Annotated in this window: 18 protein-coding genes; 4 read left to right on the top strand and 14 right to left on the bottom strand. The window is 52.8% G+C overall.

The window, feature by feature from the left end; genetic code table 11:
• Positions 1-23: 23 nt before the first annotated feature.
• Both BCV73_RS12350 and BCV73_RS12345 read right to left on the bottom strand, forming a co-directional pair.
• Positions 24-761 (bottom strand): SDR family oxidoreductase, encoded by a 738-nt coding sequence (locus BCV73_RS12350; RefSeq protein WP_076165482.1) that lies wholly within the window; start codon positions 759-761, stop codon positions 24-26.
• Between the two features lie 118 nt (positions 762-879).
• The gene (locus BCV73_RS12345) at positions 880-1,596 is read right to left on the bottom strand and encodes a MerR family DNA-binding transcriptional regulator (protein WP_089547322.1); all 717 of its coding nucleotides are present in this window, start codon (positions 1,594-1,596) and stop codon (positions 880-882) included.
• A gap of 203 nt (positions 1,597-1,799) precedes the next feature.
• Here BCV73_RS12345 and BCV73_RS12340 point away from each other — a divergent pair, with 203 nt between their 5' ends.
• On the top strand, positions 1,800-2,876 hold the full coding sequence (locus BCV73_RS12340) for a GntR family transcriptional regulator (protein ID WP_089547321.1): 1,077 nt from the start codon (positions 1,800-1,802) through the stop codon (positions 2,874-2,876).
• Between the two features lie 199 nt (positions 2,877-3,075).
• On the opposite strand, the gene BCV73_RS12335 is transcribed toward BCV73_RS12340, so the two are convergent.
• Positions 3,076-3,642 (bottom strand): dihydrofolate reductase family protein, encoded by a 567-nt coding sequence (locus tag BCV73_RS12335; protein WP_089547320.1) that lies wholly within the window; start codon positions 3,640-3,642, stop codon positions 3,076-3,078.
• An 81-nt stretch (positions 3,643-3,723) separates the two neighbouring features.
• Positions 3,724-4,698: a ketopantoate reductase family protein gene (locus BCV73_RS12330; RefSeq protein WP_089547319.1), complete on the bottom strand. Its 975-nt coding sequence runs from the start codon at positions 4,696-4,698 to the stop codon at positions 3,724-3,726.
• Between the two features lie 162 nt (positions 4,699-4,860).
• Here BCV73_RS12330 and BCV73_RS12325 point away from each other — a divergent pair, with 162 nt between their 5' ends.
• Complete coding sequence (locus BCV73_RS12325; protein ID WP_076165501.1) at positions 4,861-5,415, top strand: TetR/AcrR family transcriptional regulator; 555 nt, start codon at positions 4,861-4,863, stop codon at positions 5,413-5,415.
• A gap of 102 nt (positions 5,416-5,517) precedes the next feature.
• Here the strand turns inward: BCV73_RS12325 and BCV73_RS12320 are convergent, their stop codons facing one another.
• Complete coding sequence (locus tag BCV73_RS12320; RefSeq protein ID WP_089547318.1) at positions 5,518-6,375, bottom strand: LysR family transcriptional regulator; 858 nt, start codon at positions 6,373-6,375, stop codon at positions 5,518-5,520.
• Positions 6,376-6,526: 151 nt separating this feature from the next.
• Between BCV73_RS12320 and BCV73_RS12315 the strand changes: the two genes are divergently transcribed.
• Positions 6,527-7,402, top strand: coding sequence for an NAD(P)-dependent oxidoreductase (locus BCV73_RS12315; RefSeq protein ID WP_089547317.1), 876 nt, complete (start codon positions 6,527-6,529; stop codon positions 7,400-7,402).
• A 388-nt stretch (positions 7,403-7,790) separates the two neighbouring features.
• A complete protein-coding gene (locus tag BCV73_RS12310; RefSeq protein WP_089547316.1) occupies positions 7,791-9,074 on the top strand; it encodes an MFS transporter in 1,284 nt (427 codons plus the stop codon).
• Positions 9,075-9,181: 107 nt separating this feature from the next.
• Here BCV73_RS12310 and BCV73_RS12305 read toward each other — a convergent pair whose 3' ends face one another.
• The 9 genes from BCV73_RS12305 to BCV73_RS12265 are packed head-to-tail and all read right to left on the bottom strand — an operon-like array spanning position 9,182 to position 18,986.
• The gene (locus BCV73_RS12305) at positions 9,182-11,494 is read right to left on the bottom strand and encodes a beta-L-arabinofuranosidase domain-containing protein (RefSeq protein ID WP_089547315.1); all 2,313 of its coding nucleotides are present in this window, start codon (positions 11,492-11,494) and stop codon (positions 9,182-9,184) included.
• A gap of 1 nt (position 11,495) precedes the next feature.
• Entirely contained in the window at positions 11,496-12,740 is a 1,245-nt protein-coding gene (locus tag BCV73_RS12300) for an NAD(P)/FAD-dependent oxidoreductase (protein WP_089547314.1), read from the bottom strand.
• Positions 12,740-13,072 carry a (2Fe-2S)-binding protein gene (locus BCV73_RS12295; RefSeq protein ID WP_089547313.1) on the bottom strand — a complete coding sequence of 111 codons (333 nt, stop codon included), beginning with the start codon at positions 13,070-13,072 and terminating at the stop codon, positions 12,740-12,742. Before BCV73_RS12295 ends, BCV73_RS12300 begins: the two co-directional genes overlap by 1 nt.
• Positions 13,072-13,344 (bottom strand): (2Fe-2S)-binding protein, encoded by a 273-nt coding sequence (locus tag BCV73_RS12290; RefSeq protein WP_089547312.1) that lies wholly within the window; start codon positions 13,342-13,344, stop codon positions 13,072-13,074. Before BCV73_RS12290 ends, BCV73_RS12295 begins: the two co-directional genes overlap by 1 nt.
• A gap of 10 nt (positions 13,345-13,354) precedes the next feature.
• A complete protein-coding gene (locus BCV73_RS12285) occupies positions 13,355-14,794 on the bottom strand; it encodes an aldehyde dehydrogenase family protein (RefSeq protein WP_089547311.1) in 1,440 nt (479 codons plus the stop codon).
• Positions 14,795-14,822: 28 nt separating this feature from the next.
• On the bottom strand, positions 14,823-15,722 hold the full coding sequence (locus tag BCV73_RS12280) for a dihydrodipicolinate synthase family protein (protein WP_089547310.1): 900 nt from the start codon (positions 15,720-15,722) through the stop codon (positions 14,823-14,825).
• Between the two features lie 43 nt (positions 15,723-15,765).
• Positions 15,766-16,764 carry a proline racemase family protein gene (locus tag BCV73_RS12275; protein WP_089547309.1) on the bottom strand — a complete coding sequence of 333 codons (999 nt, stop codon included), beginning with the start codon at positions 16,762-16,764 and terminating at the stop codon, positions 15,766-15,768.
• A gap of 27 nt (positions 16,765-16,791) precedes the next feature.
• Entirely contained in the window at positions 16,792-17,793 is a 1,002-nt protein-coding gene (locus BCV73_RS12270; protein ID WP_089547308.1) for a proline racemase family protein, read from the bottom strand.
• Positions 17,790-18,986 carry an NAD(P)/FAD-dependent oxidoreductase gene (locus tag BCV73_RS12265; protein ID WP_089550219.1) on the bottom strand — a complete coding sequence of 399 codons (1,197 nt, stop codon included), beginning with the start codon at positions 18,984-18,986 and terminating at the stop codon, positions 17,790-17,792. Before BCV73_RS12265 ends, BCV73_RS12270 begins: the two co-directional genes overlap by 4 nt.
• Positions 18,987-19,001: the final 15 nt, after the last annotated feature.

Genomic DNA, 19,001 nt, shown 5'->3' with positions numbered 1-19,001 from the left:
TAGCGCGGATGACTCATCATTGTTCAGTTGAAACCGCCGTTAACGCGAATCGTCTGTCCCGTAATCCACCGTGCTTTGTCACTGACCAGCAGCTCGACCGCATTCGCAATGTCGTCCACTTCTCCAAGTCGACCGAAGGCGTTCATGCGGCGAAAGGAATCGATCAGTTCCTCGGATTTTCCGTTCAAGAACAGATCCGTTGCTACCTGTCCAGGGGAAATGGTGTTAATCGTGATTCCTTTAGGACCGAATTCTTTGGCCAATTGTCGGGTGATCTGCTCTACGGCACCCTTGGTTGCCGCGTATATGCTGTAACCCGGGAGCATGGCTCCTGCAATCGAAGTTGAAAAATTGATGATCGTCCCGCCTTGCGCCATATGCAAGTTCGCTTGCTGACAAGCGAAGTACGTTCCTTTCACGTTGATTTCGAAATGCCGGTCAAACATGTCTTCCGTCACTTCCGCGATTGGTGCCAGTCCCATGATCCCGGCATTGTTGACCAGAATGTCCAGGCGTCCAAACCGCTCCAGCGTCTCCGTGAACAGCGCTTCGACTTCATTCAAACGGCCTACATTGGCGCGGATGGCAGCCGCTTCGCCGCCGGCCTGCTCAATCGCCTGTACCACCTCAACCGCTTTTGCCTCATTGGAGGAGTAATTCACGACGACCTTCGCGCCGGCATCTGCCAATTGTAACGCAATTTGTCTCCCGATCCCTCTCGATGCTCCAGTAACGATGGCAACTTTTCCATTCAAACTCATATCCGTTTCTCTCCTTTAGAATGTATTGGCCGTGCCGTTTCTCCCGTGCCCGACCTTATGTACTCATTATAGGAAAAGGGGGGTGGGCATCGTTAGAACATACCTATTCAATTCTTGCCTAATTCTCTTCGAAGAAAGAATGGAGCTCAATGTATCTCATCATTTCGGATATGCCGTTCATTTGGTTTTTCAACTGCTCATTCAGCTTTTGCAGTGCCACTTTGAAAGAGCGTTCAATCGCAGCGAGATCAGATGTCTCTAAAGCGGCGAGCAGCTGCTTCATATTTTCGATAAAATAGACGGTTTTCCTTAGACTGCTCAGTACGATGATCTTTTTTAATTCCCCTGACGTAAAGACCCGATACCCGTTTTCCGGGTTCCTTTTGGAGCGAATAAGCCCCTCCTTTTCCCAATGGCGGATGGCGGAGGGGTTTACACCAGCAATCGCGGCCACTTCCCCGATTTTCATTTCTTCTGTTACATGTACATTTCTGTACTTGGTGAAATCGGTTTTCTGGATTAGGCCCATGATTTCTTCCACGCGTTGTTTCTCTACTTGAATATGGTATTGATGGAGATTGATTGTCCATAGTGCCTGTTCGACGTGCCCTTTTTTTAGCAAACTCATGACATCGTAACTGACCGGTATTTCGAATCCTTTGATTAAGGCGCGTAAAGCAATGAAAGCTTGTACATGCAGCGGCGTGTAATATCTTCGATTACTGGCTGTGCGAGGCACATCCGGCACCAAATCGAGTTCTTCATATCTCCGCAAGGTGGTGGTGCTGACATGAAGTCTCGTGGCCATCTGCTTCGGCGAGTAGTTTTTGTCCATGGACGGTCCCTTTCCTTAATGTAAAACCTTAAACTAGGGTAACCATATTATAAGAATTACGGGCCGGACCTACAAGGAAAGTTGGGATATCAGCATGCATACGGTATCTGTCGCAACTTGTTTCAAGCCTTGCAGTGCAGAACCATATATTTTACCCCGATGTACGATATAATTAGGGATATGTCTATAAGAGGTGAACCTACATGAGCAAGAACGACTCAACACTGCCGAAGTACCAGTTAGTGAAGGATTATGTGCTTTTGCAAATAGAAAATAAAGAGCTTGGCACCCATGACCGAATTCCGAGCGAATCCGAGTTCTCCAAACTGCTTGACGTCAGCTCGATTACGGTGCGAAAGGCGCTGGCGGAGCTGGTCAATGAAGGAGTCATTTACCGCATTCGGGGAAAAGGGAGCTTTGTCGCCGATCCGGCCGTTTCTGTACATAAAACATCCAGTTACGTCACTTTTATGATTTCCGGCAACGAAATGTATGACGCTTCGTATATGCAGATCATTAAAGGGATTCAGTCGTTCGTAAACCAGCAGGACTGCAGGCTCATCATTGAATTTGTGGAAAACGACGTCGATCAGGAGCGTGAGGTCATTCAAAAGCTGATCCAATCCGAGAACCGGGGACTGCTTATTTATTCCGCGCATCCGGAGTTGGCCAAGGGATATCTGAACGAGATTCGCCGACAGTCGATTCCCTTTGTCATGCTCGATCGTATTCCTGCAGGTTATCCCGTCAATTGCATTACGTGCAACAACCACGACGGCGCCTACGAAGCCGTGGAGTATTTGATTGCCCAAGGTCATCGGAAAATCGGATTTGCGGCCTATGATTTTCATTTGAGCACCGAGGTTGACCGGTTCAACGGGTACCGGAATGCCATGACTCACGCCTCCCTTGCCCCGGCTGACGAACTGTTATACCTGGAGCGGGATTTGGACTATACGAAGCTATGCAGACAAATTCAGCAGGGCGAGCTGACCGCACTCTTCTGCGTGAACGACCGGCGGGCGCTCGAAATGATCGGGCAGCTTACCCAGCGGGGAGTCAACATTCCCGATCAAGTATCCATCATGGGCTTCGACGACATCGAAAGCGCCAAATACGCCAAAGTATCGCTGAGCACCGTCAAGCAGAATTTTGAGGAACTCGGCTACGAGGGGGCAAAGCTTCTGTTCGAGAACAGCAGCAGTGAAACGCTCAACAGTTACAAAAAGATCTTGCTGTCCACTCAGCTTGTCATACGCGAATCGGTCAAGAAGCTATAGTCTTCCTGCGGCCGGCTCCTAAAAAAATAACAACCCGAACGGCTAAAAGCAAGGGTTGTTGTTTTTTTGTTCATATAAGGTGTGCCTTATCAATTTAATCCGCTTGACCGACGTGCCTGCCGCGTTTGTGAAAAATAGCTGAAAAACACACGAATGGAACTCGGCCTGAAAAGGAACCTGCGGATTTTCTGCTTATTCATTAAATATGTTCCGTTTTGTACTGTAAACCAACGACTCCGTTGGAATAGGTTTTGGTTTGCGTCAACTGCAGCGACTGCCGCTGTCCGGCCTGTGCGAATAAATGCTCGCCTTGGGATGCGACGACCGGATGAACCAGCAGCCATAATTTGTCGTAAAGCCCGTGCTCGATAAACGTTTGCCACGTTTTCACGCCGCTTTCCACTGAAATTCGCTGCACGGCTTTCTTTCGGGCTTGGAGTTCTTCATGAAGGGAGTGCTCGTCTTTCACCAGCAATAATTCCGAGTTTCTCCAGGATAATTCCACATCGGCGTGCGATACCACCAGTTTAGGAATGTCGTTCATCTTTTTGGCAATGGCCTGCTCCAATGCATCGGATGAGTTCTCCGCCTGCTGCCAGTATTCGGCTAATGAGGCGTACGAGTTTCTGCCGACGATGATCGCGTCGATCGTCTGATAATAATCCAGATAATCTTCAAGAATTTCCCTGCTAAGCGTCATCCAAAGATGCTCGTCCGACACAATGCCATCCAGCGAGACCTGCATGGTAAGAATGATTTCACCCATATCAATAACAACCTCCTATAAAAGCGTTGTAATTAAATGCATTATATCAGTGATCCCAGGAGCATGTTTCTCACCGATTGCTCATTCTCCAACTCGGTCAATTGAAGACAGTTGGAGGTGTTGGCTGTCAGTATTTTTATCGAAGAAAAACTGTTTCTCAAGATCGTCCAGCCGGGGAGTAGGTATGCCCGCATTACGCTTCCAATCACCGAACGCTTCGAAGAAGGCGGCGATTTCCTCGAAAGATCCGTCCACCAATCGGGCTACCGGCACGCTGTGGTAAATTTTCAGCGCCAGGCTGGCCGTCCGTTTATGGTTGCGGAAAAATGCTGCTTGACCGGCAGGTGTAATCGTATATCCCAAGGCTTCAAGCACCCCGAAACCTTCATCAATCGCCGCAATGATCTGCGTACGTATTTCTTTATCCTTCGCTATTTCTTGCAGCCTTCCGCCTTTGGCAAACAAGGCAGCATTCATCGCCAAAATTGGAACGATGTGGCTCTTTAACCAAGCGTCCATATCCTTGTGAAACACCAGCTTGTATTTGGTGCTTTCGAACGCTTTTTCCAGCAATGACCGAAAAGAAACCGGCCCGTCAATCCCGCCCAGTACCATTTGCCCGCCTGCGCGGATGCAGACGATGCGTCCATTTTCCCTCCGCCCCGCGCTAATCTGAAAACCAAAGGCGACCTGTTTATCGGTCCGGCTCATTTGCTGCAGTTCATGCTGCATCCTGCGAGAATCCGCATTATTTCCTACCAGAACGATATGACGGCTCTGATTCGCAGCCAGTACAGGCAGCACGGATGGAAAATCCGGATAGGTCATGACGACAAAGATGAGATCGAAGCTCTCCTCTGCGTCCAAAGAACGAATAACCCGGATCCGGTCGACCGTCGTTTTGCGCTGAAAATAGTGGCGGATGACGAGGCCGCTCTGCTCCAGTTCCTCCGCCCGTTTGCCTCTGGCCAATACAGTCACATCATGACCTCCGCGCACCAGTACGTGCGCCAAGTAGCTGCCTAAGACGCCTGCCCCGTAAACCAATATGTTCATAAATACTCCTCCGCTCCATTATTTTTAACAAATATTGATTTATCAACAAATGTTGATTAGACTTAGCATATCAATGCGATAAGACGGCATCAATCGGTAATGTTCTTGCTTTTGTCGATAAATCAACAAACACATATCGAGTGTTCAAAAAAAGGAGAAACGATGGATAGACGGATTGCAAAAACGCGGGAAGCGATACTCAAAGCCTTCGTCGAATTATTGGAGGAGAAAAAAATCGAGCATATTACGATCAACGAAATTGCGGATCGGGCCAATGTGAACCGGGGGACCATTTATTTGCACTATGCCGACAAATACGACTTGCTGGATCAGTGTATCGACAGCTACTTGAAGCAATTGTACGAGACCTGCATGCCTGGAAAAGACACAACCTTGTTTGCGTCCGATGGCCCGCTGCTTGAAACGTTTGAATATTTGGAACGGCATGCGCACATCTACGAAACGTTGTTGACAAGAAAAGGAACCCACGCGTTCAGAGGCCAAATGATGACTTTCATCATCAGGGGTGTCGAGGAGCAGGTCCAAACTTATGGCCTTCCGCAAGGAGCGAATCGGGAGATCACGGTACAATTTGTGGCGGCTGCAATCACGGGGCTGGTGGAATGGTGGATCGTAAATTCGATGCCGTATCCGCCAGAAGTGATGGTTAAACAATTGGTGATGCTGCTGGAACAGCATCTGCCGACGGTATCCTGATGCAAACCAGACACGCATACAAGCAGCAAAAAAGCCGCCTGATTGGCGGCTCTTCGTGTGTACCTCCTATAAGGACGCTGTCTGATTTTTTCCCCTCCATCATTACACAGCCATGGATTCGAGTATCAACTTGGAGAATGCTACGAAAGCTTTGCTGGAATAACGATCTTTGCGGCGGATAAGACAGGTCTGCGTATATCTGTACTGTTCCGGAATCGGAAATGCCCCAAACGCCGAGTAGTCCCCTGCTAAGACGGAGGCCGGCAGCAGCGTGGCAGCAAGTCCGGAGCGTACGCACCCGATCAGCGTCTCCAGCGAGCTGAATTCGATGATATTATCGAAAGAAACTCCCTCGCTTCGCAGCCAATCCTCCAATGCCCGCCTGAATGGACAACCTGCCGGCGACACGGCCCATCTCGTCTGTGACAAATCCGGGAACCCGCGCATATGTGACGGGGTTACCAAAGTTAACTCTTCGCGCTGGATATGTTCAGATACCAGGTGCGGAGAAGCAAATTCGCCGGTCACGAACGCTCCATCCAATTGATGGTCCAGCACTTTAGTCAGAAGATCCGGTGACGTCCCGGACCAAATGGACAGCGAAACATCGGGATACCGGCGTTGAAATTCTGCCAGGGTATCCATGAAATCCAGACAAGTTACGCTGTCCACCACGCCGATCGCAAGCGGTCCGCTGGGAAATTCCGTTTCTTTAACGACTTGCACCGCTTCTTCCGACAAATTCAGAATACTCTTCGCGTATTCACTGAAGGTCACTCCTTTATCGGTCAACGTTACTCCTTTAGGATGTCTGTAAAATAAGGGAAGACCTAGCTCTTCTTCCAACTTGCGAATCCTTGCCGTCACATTCGATTGTACATAGCCCAATCGTTCGGCAGCCCGGGAAATGTTCCCTTCTTCTGCGATGGCCAGAAACACCTTCATATCCGATAGCTCCATGTACGACCAACCCTCATTTCGGTATCAATAATAATGATGCTTGTATGATTTTCAATCATTATACGCCAAATCGATCCTGCCTTACAATGAAATAGCCGAGGGATTACAAACACGAATAACGGCAAAAAATCATGGGGAGGAATGAACAAACATGAGTGATATAACGGTTATTGGGGCGGGTCCTATGGGTTCAGCGTTAGCCCGGACCTTGCTGCGCAGCGGCAAGAAGGTGACGGTCTGGAACCGGACAAGCGAGAAGGCAGAGGCTCTCGTTCAGGAAGGAGCGGTTTTTGAACCCAATGCCGCACTTGCTGTGAATGCCAGCCCAATCATTATCGTATGCGTGGCAACCTATGAGATATCGCGGAGCATCTTGGGATCAGAGGATGTCGCCGCTAGAATGGCCGGTAAGTTAGTGGTGGAACTCAGCACGGGGACTCCTCAAGACGCAAGGAACAGCGAGACGTGGGCTCATGAGCAGGGTGCCGATTATCTGGACGGTGCCATTATGGCAACACCTCCTCAGATAGGAATGCCTGATACACCTTTATTCCTGTCAGGCTCGGAAAGCGCATATCGGCGGAGTGAGCCGGTTCTTAGAATCTTGGCCGGAAACCTGATATATCTGGGCGAATCGGTTGGATCCGCCTCTGCATGGGATTTGGCTGCCCTTTCCACGTTATTCGGATCGATGTTCGGCTTCTTTCACGGCGCGCGCATTCTTGAATCCGAAGGTCACCGGGTCGATACGTTCGGTTCTATGATAGCCGACATCTCCCCTGTTTTCGGGCAAATGATCAAGCATGAAGGAGAACTGATTCAGTCGGAGACTTATGATCAGCCCCAAAGCTCGGTCAAAACCTGCATGTCAACGGCAGAGTTATGGGTGAAGCAGGCAAGCGAAGCACGGATCAATCCGGATTTCCCCAATTTCGCCAAGGGATTATACGAAAAGGCGATACAAGCCGGATACGAAAACGAAGAGCTTGCTGCGGTCATTAAAGTTCTCCGGACGGACAATGAATGAGGCAAACGGAATCCCTCGAGTGCAAATGAAATTTTATTTACATCGACACCTAAGTCATATTGTCTGCAGAAATTCGGCGTGATAGAATATGTACACTTACAATCGGTAAAAAGGGGAATCGACAGGATATGCTCCTCACTGGTCGTTCTGAAGTGCAGGCTTAATCGCATACGAAAGCAGGAAATCTCCATCTTTGACGTTCTGTCAATCCGCAGAGCTTTGATTCGATGCGCCTTTTTCCTGCTTCCCACTTCAGAACATCAGCACAACAAGCAGCACTTTGGTCGGAGGCAGGCGCTCTTTCGCGCTCCTCAGTTCCGAAGTTACAAGCTTCCGTGGATCTGTAGTTCCATGGGAGCTTTTTTGCTGCCATAAAAGGAGAATAGCCATGTACCCTTCTAAAGCTTTACCTTACGTTTTTTTCGGTTTGCAGGGTTTTTCCATGTTGGGAAGCCGCATGACCTCCATTGCGATCGGGCTAAAATTATTCCATGAAACGGGTCAATCGACTCCCTTGCTGCTGCTGGCACTTTTCAATGAGCTTCCCCTCTTGTTCTTGGGCGGCTGGATCGGCATCGCTGCTGACCGCTGGAAGCGCAAAACGGCCATTATTGCCGGAGATACAGGCCAGGCGGTCTGTACACTGCTGCTCGTGATATGCCTGATGAACATCCATTCCACGCTGTGGCCGGTCTATGTTATTGCTGCCGTGCAGGGATTTTTTGTAGCGCTGCAGAGCACGGCAACCTCCGCCATGATCCCGCTTATGGTGAGGGATGAAGAGCTGGATCGCATAAATGCCATGAAAGAGCTGCTCTTTCCGCTTGCAGGGGTGATCGCCCCTTCGTTGACTGGTTTACTCTACGAACCGTATGGAATTAGCATCATCTTGGCGGCGGATCTGTTCACCTTCCTGATAGGAACCGGCGTGGTCGCTTTTCTCCCGCTGCCTGAAATGAAGCACGAAGAAAGACCGCTGGAGAAAATTCGCATATGGAACGATGCCATTCAAGGTTTCCGATTTTTGTGGCAAAACAAACCGCTGCTCTATCTGCTTCTGTATTTTGGATGGTGGAATTTTATTCTGAACGGGCCGCTTGAGCTGGCTATCCCTTTTTTCCTGCAGCGCACAGGGAGCAGCGATGCCTTGACCTTGCTGTTGGGAGCAATGAATGCCGGTGCTTTGGCCGGTGCGGCTGCCGCTGTATGGTGGGGACATTTTCGGTATAAAATCAGGTTCATCTTCAGCGGCTCAATCCTCACCTCCTTGATGTTTGTCCTGCTCGGAACGAGCACTCATGTCATTGTGCTGGGAGCCGCCGTATTTTTGCTTATGCTTCCACTCGCGATGACAGGGGCTTTGTTTTACTCCATTTTGCAGCGTAAAACTCCCCTTTCCCTTCAAGGACGAGTATTTGCCGCATATGGCCAGTTATGTGCCCTCATGGCGCCCATGTCCTTCCTTATTACGGGACCGATGGCCGATCAATGGCTCGAAAGGTTCCTCCTTGGGACGAAGCTGTCCCCTTGGCTTACCTGGATCATCGGATCAGAAAATGCGACCTCGATTGGGCTCATCTTCATCGTAAGTGGTCTTCTGCTGCTCCTCGGGACGATGTGGACGCTACTCTCCCGCCAGGTTCGCCGTTTAGATTCAGACATCGACCTATAGGATAGAAAATTTAACGCCGCCGGTATATTACCGGCGGCGTTAAGATTTTAATCTGATTCGATTAATCAATTTATAACTCCTATTGTGACTTGCCGTATTTTGTTTTATCACCGATCCATGGTTGAACCTTCGGCCAAGAAGTAAACGTGATAGCTCTCGTTGTGGACATCTGCCAGCGGAATAAATGTTACATCGTCCTTTATATAGCGGAATTGGAGCCCTTCCGGTCCGGTTTCCTTGACGAATTGATTGTCCAGATCTCCTTCCTGAAGCGGAAGACGCAGGTACTCTTTCGAGTCCGATACCGCAGCCAAAATATAAGGCCCGTAAGCAAGCGAAACGCAATCTTTGCGGTCAGGAGCCGATTCAAGGCGAATTCGGCAGATGAGCCTCAAACGAATCTCATCGCCGTCCTTCCAATCGCGGTCCAGGGACCAATAACCGTCTGGCCCTGGCATATCATCGACCTGCAGGCCGTTGATCTCCACGACGCCGCCTTCCGGGCTCCAGTAAGGTCGGCGGATTTTCAAAATAAACCTACCATCACCCTGTATCCGCAGTGTAATCTGCCCCGGTTCATGCTTCTGCGCAGAAAGTGCTATGGTTATCCCCTTCTCCGCCCAATCCAAGGTGGAAGACACAAAGAGATTGACGAACAGCGACTTCTCATCGTAAAAATAGATCGCTTCAGGATACTTAAAATGATTTTCCAAGCCGGTGCCATGGCAGCAGGTGTTGCTTGTCGAATCGAATGACTTTCTGCCTCCTGGCTCTAGCGGCATGAAGTACGTGCTTCCTCCCGTTGGTTTGCTGTCGCCCGAAGCCAGGATATGATTAAACATCGTCCGTTCGTAATAATCCATGTATTTCGCCGCAGGTTCATAACCGTACAATTCCTTCGTCAGCTTTAACATATTATAGGAAGCGCAGGTTTCAGCGGTTTTATCGCTGAGGTATTCCCCGATCTTGCCCGCCTGCCGAAACATTTCGCCTTCACCCGTTCCTCCGATCGAATAGATGTGGGCATTCGTCACCGCATGCCAAAAGAAATGCGCGATCTCATAATATTTCTTCTCGCCGGTAGCCCGGAATATGTTCAGGGCACCGATAACCTGCGGTATATGCTGATTGGCGTGAAGCCCGCCGAGCGCATCGATGCGCTCCAGCATCGGAACGAACAGCCGGTCATTGTCAAACCATTTAGCCGCCGCCAGATGGCTTGGTTTACGGGTCAATTGGTACAGCTCCGCAAGCGAATCGTTCATGCCGCCGAACTCGCCGGCGATGTACATGCTCCACATCGTTTTCAGCACGTGGTTGGGCAGCCTGCCTAATCGGTGATATACCCAGTCGCCGAGACGGCCGGCGATCCCGAGTGCGGTGTCGCTGTCAAGAAGACGATGAACGTCAAGCAATCCGGCGAGGATTTTATGCAGCGTATAATAAGGCGCCCAAATTTCCGGATATCTCGTAAATGATTCCAAGCGGTCAAATTGCTCCTCGGAGTAACCGCTCAGAAATCCCTCATGATAACCGGGTTTTGCAGAAAAAGCCTGCTGGCATTCCTCTAACGAGCCGATCATATATTCCGCCTTTTTTTTGATGTCTCTATCCCCTGTTGCCGCGTAGCAGAGTGCCAGGGCGGACAGGTAATGCCCTGTCGTATGTCCTCTGAGCAAACAATCCGGCGAATCCCAGCCGAGCATTTCCGGGGCATCCTTCGTATCCAATCCGGCAGCAGCCCGGAAATTATACAGCATCTGATCGTCATTGACGGATTTCAGAAATGCCAAGCTTCGGTTTTGGGCAGCCTGAAAGGCTGTTTCGCCGCCAAGCCGGACTGCACCTGGAGAAAAGCTTAGTACAGTCGGAAGCGGATCCATCTTGTCCTGTTCAATTTTGGCTTGAACCAAAATTTCCGCAGTGACCGGAATTTCCGTATCCTTGAGAAAGCCTCGTGCGGCTGCAGGTCCGGTTTCTTGAAACACGCGTTCTTCTCCGCCTACCCAATGCACAGCATGGGTTATGACCTCGTGCCCTTCGGTTTCAACCACCGCGACGGAAGGCAAATATACCACCTCACCGAGTTCAGCCCTCAGGGATATGGGATGAATCCGTGAAACTTTGATGTTATTTTCTTCTTCCAAAATGGTCACATGATACACTTGTTCCTTTACGCTTTCTCCATAGCGGAACGTCGCAATAAGCGGAACGGTCCGTGTGCCGAGACCGTATTTTGGACGGGCCACCTTGCCGTCATCCTTGATGAACCGGCTGTCTCCCGACTGCCAGGAGATCTCCGATCCGTACTTTCCTTTCCTGGGCAGGTTGATGTCGAATTCGACTGTGCCGAGATTACCCAGATACAGGGCTTCCATGTCTTTTAAGACGATCATTTCGTCATCGTGATTGGAACTCATGTCATCCCTCCTTCTTTATCCCGTGTTTCTCCCTCTGAAACCTGCCCCACTTCCGGTAAAATTGATCCCTGGCCTCCTGGATGCCCGGCCGGAATTGAATGAGCGCGGAGGCGCGCACGCGTCGCACATCCTGCATGGCTTCCAGCACTTCGCGCTCATGATGTTGACCGGGAAGGCCAGTGTCACCGCAAATCGTGGCGGCCGCAAGGCGCCCTTGAGCCATGGCCACCAGCGCGCTCTCGATTCCGGTAATATTTCCGGCTACGTACAGCCCTTCCACCGGAGTCCGCATTTGCTCATCGTGAACCGGTACGTGGCCCCCCAGCTCTTCCGCATACACAAACGGACAGCCGGCTACCGACGCCAATTCGGCCAAAGGGTATAACCCTCCAGCAATCGCCACAAAATCAACAAGCTCCTCCCGCTGGCTTCCCGGAATAACGGCGCCTTCTCCGTCGACATCCGCAAGTGTGACCGATTGAACCTGGCTGCGCCCGTTAATGGATACGGCAACGGTTCGCAAACGTAAGGGGATATCCCAAATCTTGATCCCGCTCCTTGGAATGAACCTCGATACGAAACCCGCTATCCCCAAAGCGTTTGCAGCTTTTCCTCCGATCCTCATCAGCGGTGACGGCGCCAAATGGGCCAACCCCATCAGTTCCTTCAGGCTCTCTTTTGGCGATGCTTCCTTGCCGGTTATCGGCCCAATCCCGGGCAGGACGATGCCTGCGATCGAAACGCCGCTCACCGACAGCTCGCGGGAGATCGCCATGGCGAGCACATTGACGCCTATGATCAAGCCGCGGCGTCCCGGTTTGACGTAATGGACATTGGCCATCACCTGTGCGGCGCCGATCGACATGACACCCGGCAGCGTCCATCCCGGCAGGGGATGGGGAATTTCGGCACTTCCGGTAGCGAGAAGAACGTTCCTGGCCTGCATGGATCCTTCGGAGGTCTTCAGGACCCAAACGGCGCCGCTTCGCAGGATGCTGTGGACAGATACTCCGCATCGAATCTTCACTCTTAGTACGGAGCACTTGTCGAGAAGCTGCTCGGCCACCTGTCTTCCGACCCACCAATGCCCTTTCTCCTCGTGAAACTGCCCTAACATGCGGCCTCCTGGTTCGGGAAATTCGTCCACCACGGCAACGCGGAGACCGCGGCTGGCAGCTTCCACAGCCGCCGACAATCCTGCCGGACCGGCACCGACGATTAACAGATCAAAAGGAATCGCCTGCATCACGGAAGCCTCCTCCCCGTAATCTCATTGGGAAGCCGCTCCCCTTCCGAGATGCACATCCCCGCTTCCAAAGGAGTCAGGCAGGCTCTCACCGAACCTTTGCCCTGCACGTTCACCCGGCACTCCATACAGTGGCCGATGGAGCAGTACAGACCGCGGGGGCTGCCGGACTCCTCATGCCAACGCAGTGTTCGTATCCCAACGGCAAGCAGCGCAGCCGCAATCGGCTCGCCTTTCAGCCCGGCCCATTTCTCCCCGTTAAACGTAAAATCTACGGGTTCCCGCTTTGTTTTCCTCGGCCCCAAGATCGGATGATTTTCAATTCTGTCCATTACACCTCTCCCTTCGCCAGCTGCCCGAACGTGACGGGACGGATCGGCGGACGGTAAGACAGCTGCTCCGCATCGCGGGGTAACTGCGGGTTCTTCATATGAACCCAGGCGTCGAGCATCTGTCTGCATACCCGGCCCTGGCAGGCTCCCATTGTCGCTCTCGTCCTCATTTTGATCTGCCTGGCTGTATAGCAGCCCGATTGGTAGGCTTCCTCCAATTGTTCCAAGGTCACTTCTTCACAACGGCAAACGATCAGGTTTGATGTACTCATAGCCGGCCTCCTACCAATACCGGATGGCGCAGGTTTTCAGCTCGGTATAAAAATCGAGCGCGGCTTGCCCCTGCTCGCGCGAATGTGAGCTCGACAGCTTCAAGCCGCCGAACGGGGATTGATATTCCACGCCGGCTGTTTCCTGGTTGACGCGGACCATCCCGGCCTGAGCCTCATCCAGGAAACGATGTGCATAAGCCAAATCCCGGGTAAATAACGAAGCGCTGAGTCCGTATAAAGATTGATTGCATAATGCGATCGCCTCGTCGAAATCGGCTGCCTTCATCATCACGGTAACCGGTCCGAAAATTTCTTCCTGAATCAATGGATGGCCTGGATCCACGCCGGCTGCTGCGATCGGCGGAATATAATATCCTTCTTCTTTCACTTCGGCAGAGCGGCCTTCGGCTACGATTTCCGCCTGCTCCCGCGCAAGCTTCACATAGGACCTCACCGTTTCATACTGGCTTGCAGAAGCGACAGGTCCAAGATAGGCCGACGGATCCAGCGACGGAGCGAGCTTAATTCCGTCGATCGCCTTCTTCATCGATACAACAAAAGTGTCATAAATTCCGGATTCAATGATGATTCGGCTGGTTGCCGTACATTTCTGGCCGGCTGAACGATAAGCGCCGCTCACAATCATCGGGACCGTTTTCTCCAGGTCGGCGTCATTCAGGATCACGGCCGCATTTTTCCCGCCCATTTCGGTCTGATACTTGATGTTTCGTTTCGCACAAATTTGGGCGATGCGGGTTCCTGTTGCCGTGGAGCCAGTAAAGCTTACGGCGTCAAGGGAAGTCTGCTCCAGAAGAGCGTCGCCGATCCTGCTTCCTTTGCCGACCACCAGGTTCAGGACGCCTGGCGGGAGACCTACTGACGCAAAAACTTCGCACAGCAGGGTGGCGGTCAATGAGGCGTTCTCCGCCGGCTTCCAAATCACCGTATTGCCGCAAATGAGCGCAGGTGCGATTTTCCATAACGGGATCGCCACCGGGAAATTCCATGGCGTAATGACACCTACCACACCCAAAGGAACCTTCTTCGTATGCTGGAGCACGTTTGGCTCGCTTGCAGGGATGACCACTCCGTTAGAGCGGACGCCTTCCGCTGCGTAATACCGAAGCAGGTTGACTCCCCGGATGACTTCGCCTTGCATTTCGGTAATCGGCTTCCCCATTTCCATGCTGGCGAGGCGGGCAACATCCGCGGAGACGGACTCGAGCGCAGCCGCCATGCGATACAAATGCTCACCTCGGGCGGCACCGGTCAAACGGGACCAGGAACGATATGCGGCACGGGCTGCCTGCTCCGCCTGAGCGATATGCGATGCATCCGACAGATGAAGCACCCCGATCTCCTCATGAATGTTGGACGGGTTCTTCACGGCCAGCTCATCCGACGCGGGGGTGATCCACTCTCCGCCAATCCAATTTCGGCTGTGTACCATACGCTAACCCTCCTTTTTCAATCTCTTCTTATGAGCTCTTCGCTTCACCGGCAGGTTGATGGTTAACGGCATGCTCAAATGCCCTTTGAATCGCTTCATACTCAGCTTCCGGTAGCGGAAGACGCGGAGGTCTGGTCGGACCAACCGGGAATCCGGCAAGCTCCATCATGTACTTGATCGACTGCACTAACTGGGGACTCGCATCATAATGGAACAATGGGAGCAGGCGGCGGTACAGCGCAGTCGCTTCCTGAACCTTCCCTTGTCTCGCCAGGTTAAAAAGCTCCACGCCTTCCTTAGGCAGCGCGTTTGGCACCCCGGAAATCCAGCCCACAGCCCCCATCAGCGGACCTTCCATGGCTAAGTCGTCGACACCGATCATCACATCCAGATCGGTATATTCGAGGATGTCGTGCACCCTGCGGATATCGCCCGAAAACTCCTTCACCGCCACGAGATGCTCCAGTCTCGAAAGCTTGGCGAGCAGCTGCGGCGTCAAATCAACCTTATAATCATGCGGATTATTGTAGGCGATCATCGGCAGGCCGACTTCATTCAGCGCTTCATAATGGGCAATGACCTCATGCTCCAGCGGACGGTACTGGATCGGCGGCAGGGCCATAACGCCTGCAGCGCCCGAATCCTTGGCATGCCGGACCCACTCGACGGCTTGCTTCGTGGATGGCGCCGCTGAGCCGACGACAACCGGTACGCGTCCCGCCGCGGCTTCTATGACGGTATGAACGACCTTTGCCCGCTCCTCATTCGTCAACGTGGCATATTCCCCTAGCGATCCTGTCGGAACCAAACCGTTGACGCCCTGCGTGATGAGCCAGTCACATAGCTCAGTTAGACGCTTGTAGTCCACATCAAATGTGGCCGTAAACGGTGTAACGATCGCCACATAAACCCCTTCAAATTTTGGCATATCAAGCTGTCTCCTCTCATGGTTCAAGTTGATATTTGTAAGGCTAATTCAGTACGAACCCATCCGGTAGCGGATCGTCCGGATCCAATACGAAATTCATAAAACCAAGTACATAGGCGGTTCCCGTCAACTGAGGAATGACGGTTTTATTGCCGGCCAGCAGGCCGTCCCCGGCGATGCTTCCTATGACCTGAACCCCGCTGATCCCTTGATACACGGCCTGCTGTCCGGGTTCGAGCCGTCCGCGGGAGTCAAGGACCGCCAAATGAGCGCATACTCCGGCTCCGCCCGGCGACCGGTCAAGCTGCTCTCCGGCAAAGACGCATGCGCTGCGGAAGAACAGACGATCACGCTCATCCCGCTGATAAAAGAACACGCCGTGAATACCAGATATCCAATCCAGCTGCGGATGCTGAAGTTCAAGCCGCCTTTCAGCTTCACTGCGGATCATACCTGCCCATTCCCTAAGCTGATGGGGCTCAAAGGAAGTCGCTCCGAACTCGCCTATATCCACCACGGCAAAAAATTCCCCACTGAAAGCGACGTCCACCCGGATTTCCCTTCCTTGGATCGTCACAGGAAGTCGCTCCGTGTGCACATAACTGGGCACATTCCGGTACGACACCTCCCGAACCTCGTCTCCCTCCACATCAGCGACCACCTGGACAGTTCCCGACGGGCAATCGATCTGTATACCCGCCACCGCATCGGACGGGGCGATTTGCCCCGTCGCGGTCCAAGCCGTAACCGCGGCGATGATTCCGTGTCCGCTGACGGATGCAAGACCTTGCTGGTTCAGGAACAGCAAACCGAATCGTGCTTCCGGCGTCACGGGCTCTGTAACGATGGCACCGGTCATTGCATAGTGGCCGCGCGGCTCCGACATCAGCAGCTTCCTTGCGTCATCATGATACTGCTGGAAAAACAAAGCCTTGTCGCGCATCGTCAAACCGGCCAATGGCGGCAGGCCGCCTGTGATGATCCGCAGCGGCTGTCCGCAGGAATGCACATCAATCGCCGCATACCATTTTTTCGTTTCCATACTGCTGGCCCCCCGTCGTAATGATGTTTAGAGCAGGAAGAACCCTGTATTCAGTTCATCCCGTTCCTGAAGATTGAATTGGTGAAAGCCCATCACCCAAGCCGAGCCGGAAATCTGCGGAATTACGGCTGGCAGATGGCCGACCGTCGTATCTTCCAGGACACGGGCGCGGAACATCGAACCCACGATGCTCTCATGGACGAATTCTTCACCGATTCCCAGTTCGCCCTTGGCACGCAGCACGGCTACTTTGGCGGATGTGCCCGTTCCGCAGGGGGAGCGGTCAATCCCCCCGGGAGGGACGACGACCGTATTCCGGCAGTGGGCCACTGGCGATACCGGATCGCTGTAGAACTCAATATGGGTCAGTCCGCGAATGACGGGAATTTCGGGATGTACAATTTCAAAGCTGTCATTCACCGCGTCGCGGATCCGGACGGCGGTGAGGACGATCTCGGAAGCCCGCTGGGGAACCAGAGGCAAATGCAGGGATCGGGCATCGACGAGCCCGTAAAAATTGCCGCCGTAAGCAAGATCCAAGGAGACCTCACCGAGATCGCCGACCTGCACCCGGACATCCTGCTTGTAGAGAAAAGAAGGAATATTCGTAAAGGTGACCTGTCGGACCTTTCCTCTCACGATCTCGAGCCTGGCTTCCACAAGGCCGGCCGGCGTGTCGAGCCGGATGATGTCCTTAGTTGCCGGATAATATCCCGCCTCGATCAGTGCCGTACAGAGCCCGATCGTATCGTGGCCGCACATCGGCAAATACCCTCCGGTTTCGATAAACACGACCCCCATGTCGGCCTTCTCATCGCATGGCGGAGTCAAGATGCAGCCGGACATGACCTCGTGCCCGCGGGGTTCGAACATCAGAGCTTGGCGGAAATCGTCATGATGCTCGGACATGTAGACCATCTTTTCGGTCATCGTTTTCCCGAAGAGCTCCGGACCCCCGGACATAACGGTCCGGGTCGGATTCCCGCCGGTATGCGTGTCGATCGTGGTGACTATCTTGGACCATCTCATCGAATCACCTCCTGGGGGTGCGGCATGCTGCGGAAGCGGTCATATCGAAGACGGTCCACCGGAATGCAGGTCTCCGATCCGCTCAGCATTTCGCTGATCACCTTCCCGGTTACGGCGGCCAGGCTGATCCCGTCCCCTTCATGCCCCGCGGCCACATAGAATCCGGGGACTTCGTCGATTGCGGAAACGATCGGCAGATGATCCGCCGTCCACGGCCTCAGTCCCGCATAGGTTCTCAGGAGCGGAATCTGTTCCAGCACGGGAAAAAAACGAATAGCTCTTTCCGCAATCAAGCTGATGACCTGCTGATCTACGCTGCTGTCCATCCCGACAAATTGGCGGCTGGAGCCAATCAGGAAGTTTTGCGAAGCGGTAGGCTCGAAGACGAGCGCAACGCCATATCGGTCGAATTTGGGGTCCACGGTACGGGTGCCGCCGAATTTACTCATCAAATATCCGAACTCCATCACCTTCCGTTTCCCAATGTTCGCCCATCGGGATGCGACAAGAATATGTCCCTTGCGGGGCTCGATCGGAATATCGATGCCCACCATCCGTCCGATATGCTTCGCCCATACCCCGGCCGCATTAATGACGATGCTCGTGCGGATTCTGCCCTCCGAGGTTTCGACGGCGCGTACTTTCCTTCCCTCGTCAAGCTGAATGCCGGTGACGGGCGTATGGGTTCGAAGCCTTGCCCCATAGCGCCGGGCTGTGGACGCCAGCGAGTAGGTCAGCAGCACCGGATTGACCGTTGAATCCGTCGCGCATTCCAATCCGCCTGGCAGGTCTTCGGCCATGTATGGCCATTCGTCCCTTAGATCCTTTTGATCAAGCATGCGGAAGGGCAGGCCGGCTTCACGCTGGCGTGCGACCCAGGATTCGGCAGCGATCATTTCTTCGTCCGACTCACAGACCAGAATGCTTCCGGGAGCCCGGTATTCGAACTCCTCATCGAGATCCCGTACCCACTCCTTGACCAATTCCTGCGACTTCAGCGACATCTGGCTGTCGAAGCCCGGATCCTTGTCGATGGCGAGGATGTTTCCGTCGCATTTGGAAGAGGTACCGCCGGCGATTTCCCCCTGTTCCACGACGAGTACGTCCATGCCGGCTTTCGCGGTATAGAAGGCAATGGACATGCCGATGATCCCTCCCCCGATGATGACAACTTCTGCGGTTTCATCACGCATGGATGCAATCACTTC

The sequence above is a fragment of the Paenibacillus sp. SSG-1 genome (assembly GCF_002224835.1).
Lineage (GTDB): Bacteria > Bacillota > Bacilli > Paenibacillales > Paenibacillaceae > Paenibacillus_AQ > Paenibacillus_AQ favisporus.
Note: the sequence above shows the minus strand (reverse complement) of the source record. Positions and strands in the feature narration are given on the sequence as shown.

Bases quoted from the DNA above. Each gene is read 5' to 3' on its own strand.
- BCV73_RS12295 (WP_089547313.1), bottom strand. From the start codon at position 13,072: ATGGACAGAATTGAAAATCATCCGATCTTGGGGCCGAGGAAAACAAAG.
- BCV73_RS12300 (WP_089547314.1), bottom strand. From the start codon at position 12,740: ATGCAGGCGATTCCTTTTGATCTGTTAATCGTCGGTGCCGGTCCGGCA.
- BCV73_RS12350 (WP_076165482.1), bottom strand. From the start codon at position 761: ATGAGTTTGAATGGAAAAGTTGCCATCGTTACTGGAGCATCGAGAGGG.
- BCV73_RS12275 (WP_089547309.1), bottom strand. From the start codon at position 16,764: ATGGAAACGAAAAAATGGTATGCGGCGATTGATGTGCATTCCTGCGGA.
- BCV73_RS12265 (WP_089550219.1), bottom strand. From the start codon at position 18,986: ATGCGTGATGAAACCGCAGAAGTTGTCATCATCGGGGGAGGGATCATC.
- BCV73_RS12280 (WP_089547310.1), bottom strand. From the start codon at position 15,722: ATGCCAAAATTTGAAGGGGTTTATGTGGCGATCGTTACACCGTTTACG.
- BCV73_RS12290 (WP_089547312.1), bottom strand. From the start codon at position 13,344: ATGAGTACATCAAACCTGATCGTTTGCCGTTGTGAAGAAGTGACCTTG.
- BCV73_RS12340 (WP_089547321.1), top strand. From the start codon at position 1,800: ATGAGCAAGAACGACTCAACACTGCCGAAGTACCAGTTAGTGAAGGAT.
- BCV73_RS12285 (WP_089547311.1), bottom strand. From the start codon at position 14,794: ATGGTACACAGCCGAAATTGGATTGGCGGAGAGTGGATCACCCCCGCG.
- BCV73_RS12315 (WP_089547317.1), top strand. From the start codon at position 6,527: ATGAGTGATATAACGGTTATTGGGGCGGGTCCTATGGGTTCAGCGTTA.
- BCV73_RS12335 (WP_089547320.1), bottom strand. From the start codon at position 3,642: ATGGGTGAAATCATTCTTACCATGCAGGTCTCGCTGGATGGCATTGTG.
- BCV73_RS12345 (WP_089547322.1), bottom strand. From the start codon at position 1,596: ATGGACAAAAACTACTCGCCGAAGCAGATGGCCACGAGACTTCATGTC.
- BCV73_RS12325 (WP_076165501.1), top strand. From the start codon at position 4,861: ATGGATAGACGGATTGCAAAAACGCGGGAAGCGATACTCAAAGCCTTC.
- BCV73_RS12320 (WP_089547318.1), bottom strand. From the start codon at position 6,375: ATGGAGCTATCGGATATGAAGGTGTTTCTGGCCATCGCAGAAGAAGGG.
- BCV73_RS12270 (WP_089547308.1), bottom strand. From the start codon at position 17,793: ATGAGATGGTCCAAGATAGTCACCACGATCGACACGCATACCGGCGGG.
- BCV73_RS12310 (WP_089547316.1), top strand. From the start codon at position 7,791: ATGTACCCTTCTAAAGCTTTACCTTACGTTTTTTTCGGTTTGCAGGGT.
- BCV73_RS12330 (WP_089547319.1), bottom strand. From the start codon at position 4,698: ATGAACATATTGGTTTACGGGGCAGGCGTCTTAGGCAGCTACTTGGCG.
- BCV73_RS12305 (WP_089547315.1), bottom strand. From the start codon at position 11,494: ATGAGTTCCAATCACGATGACGAAATGATCGTCTTAAAAGACATGGAA.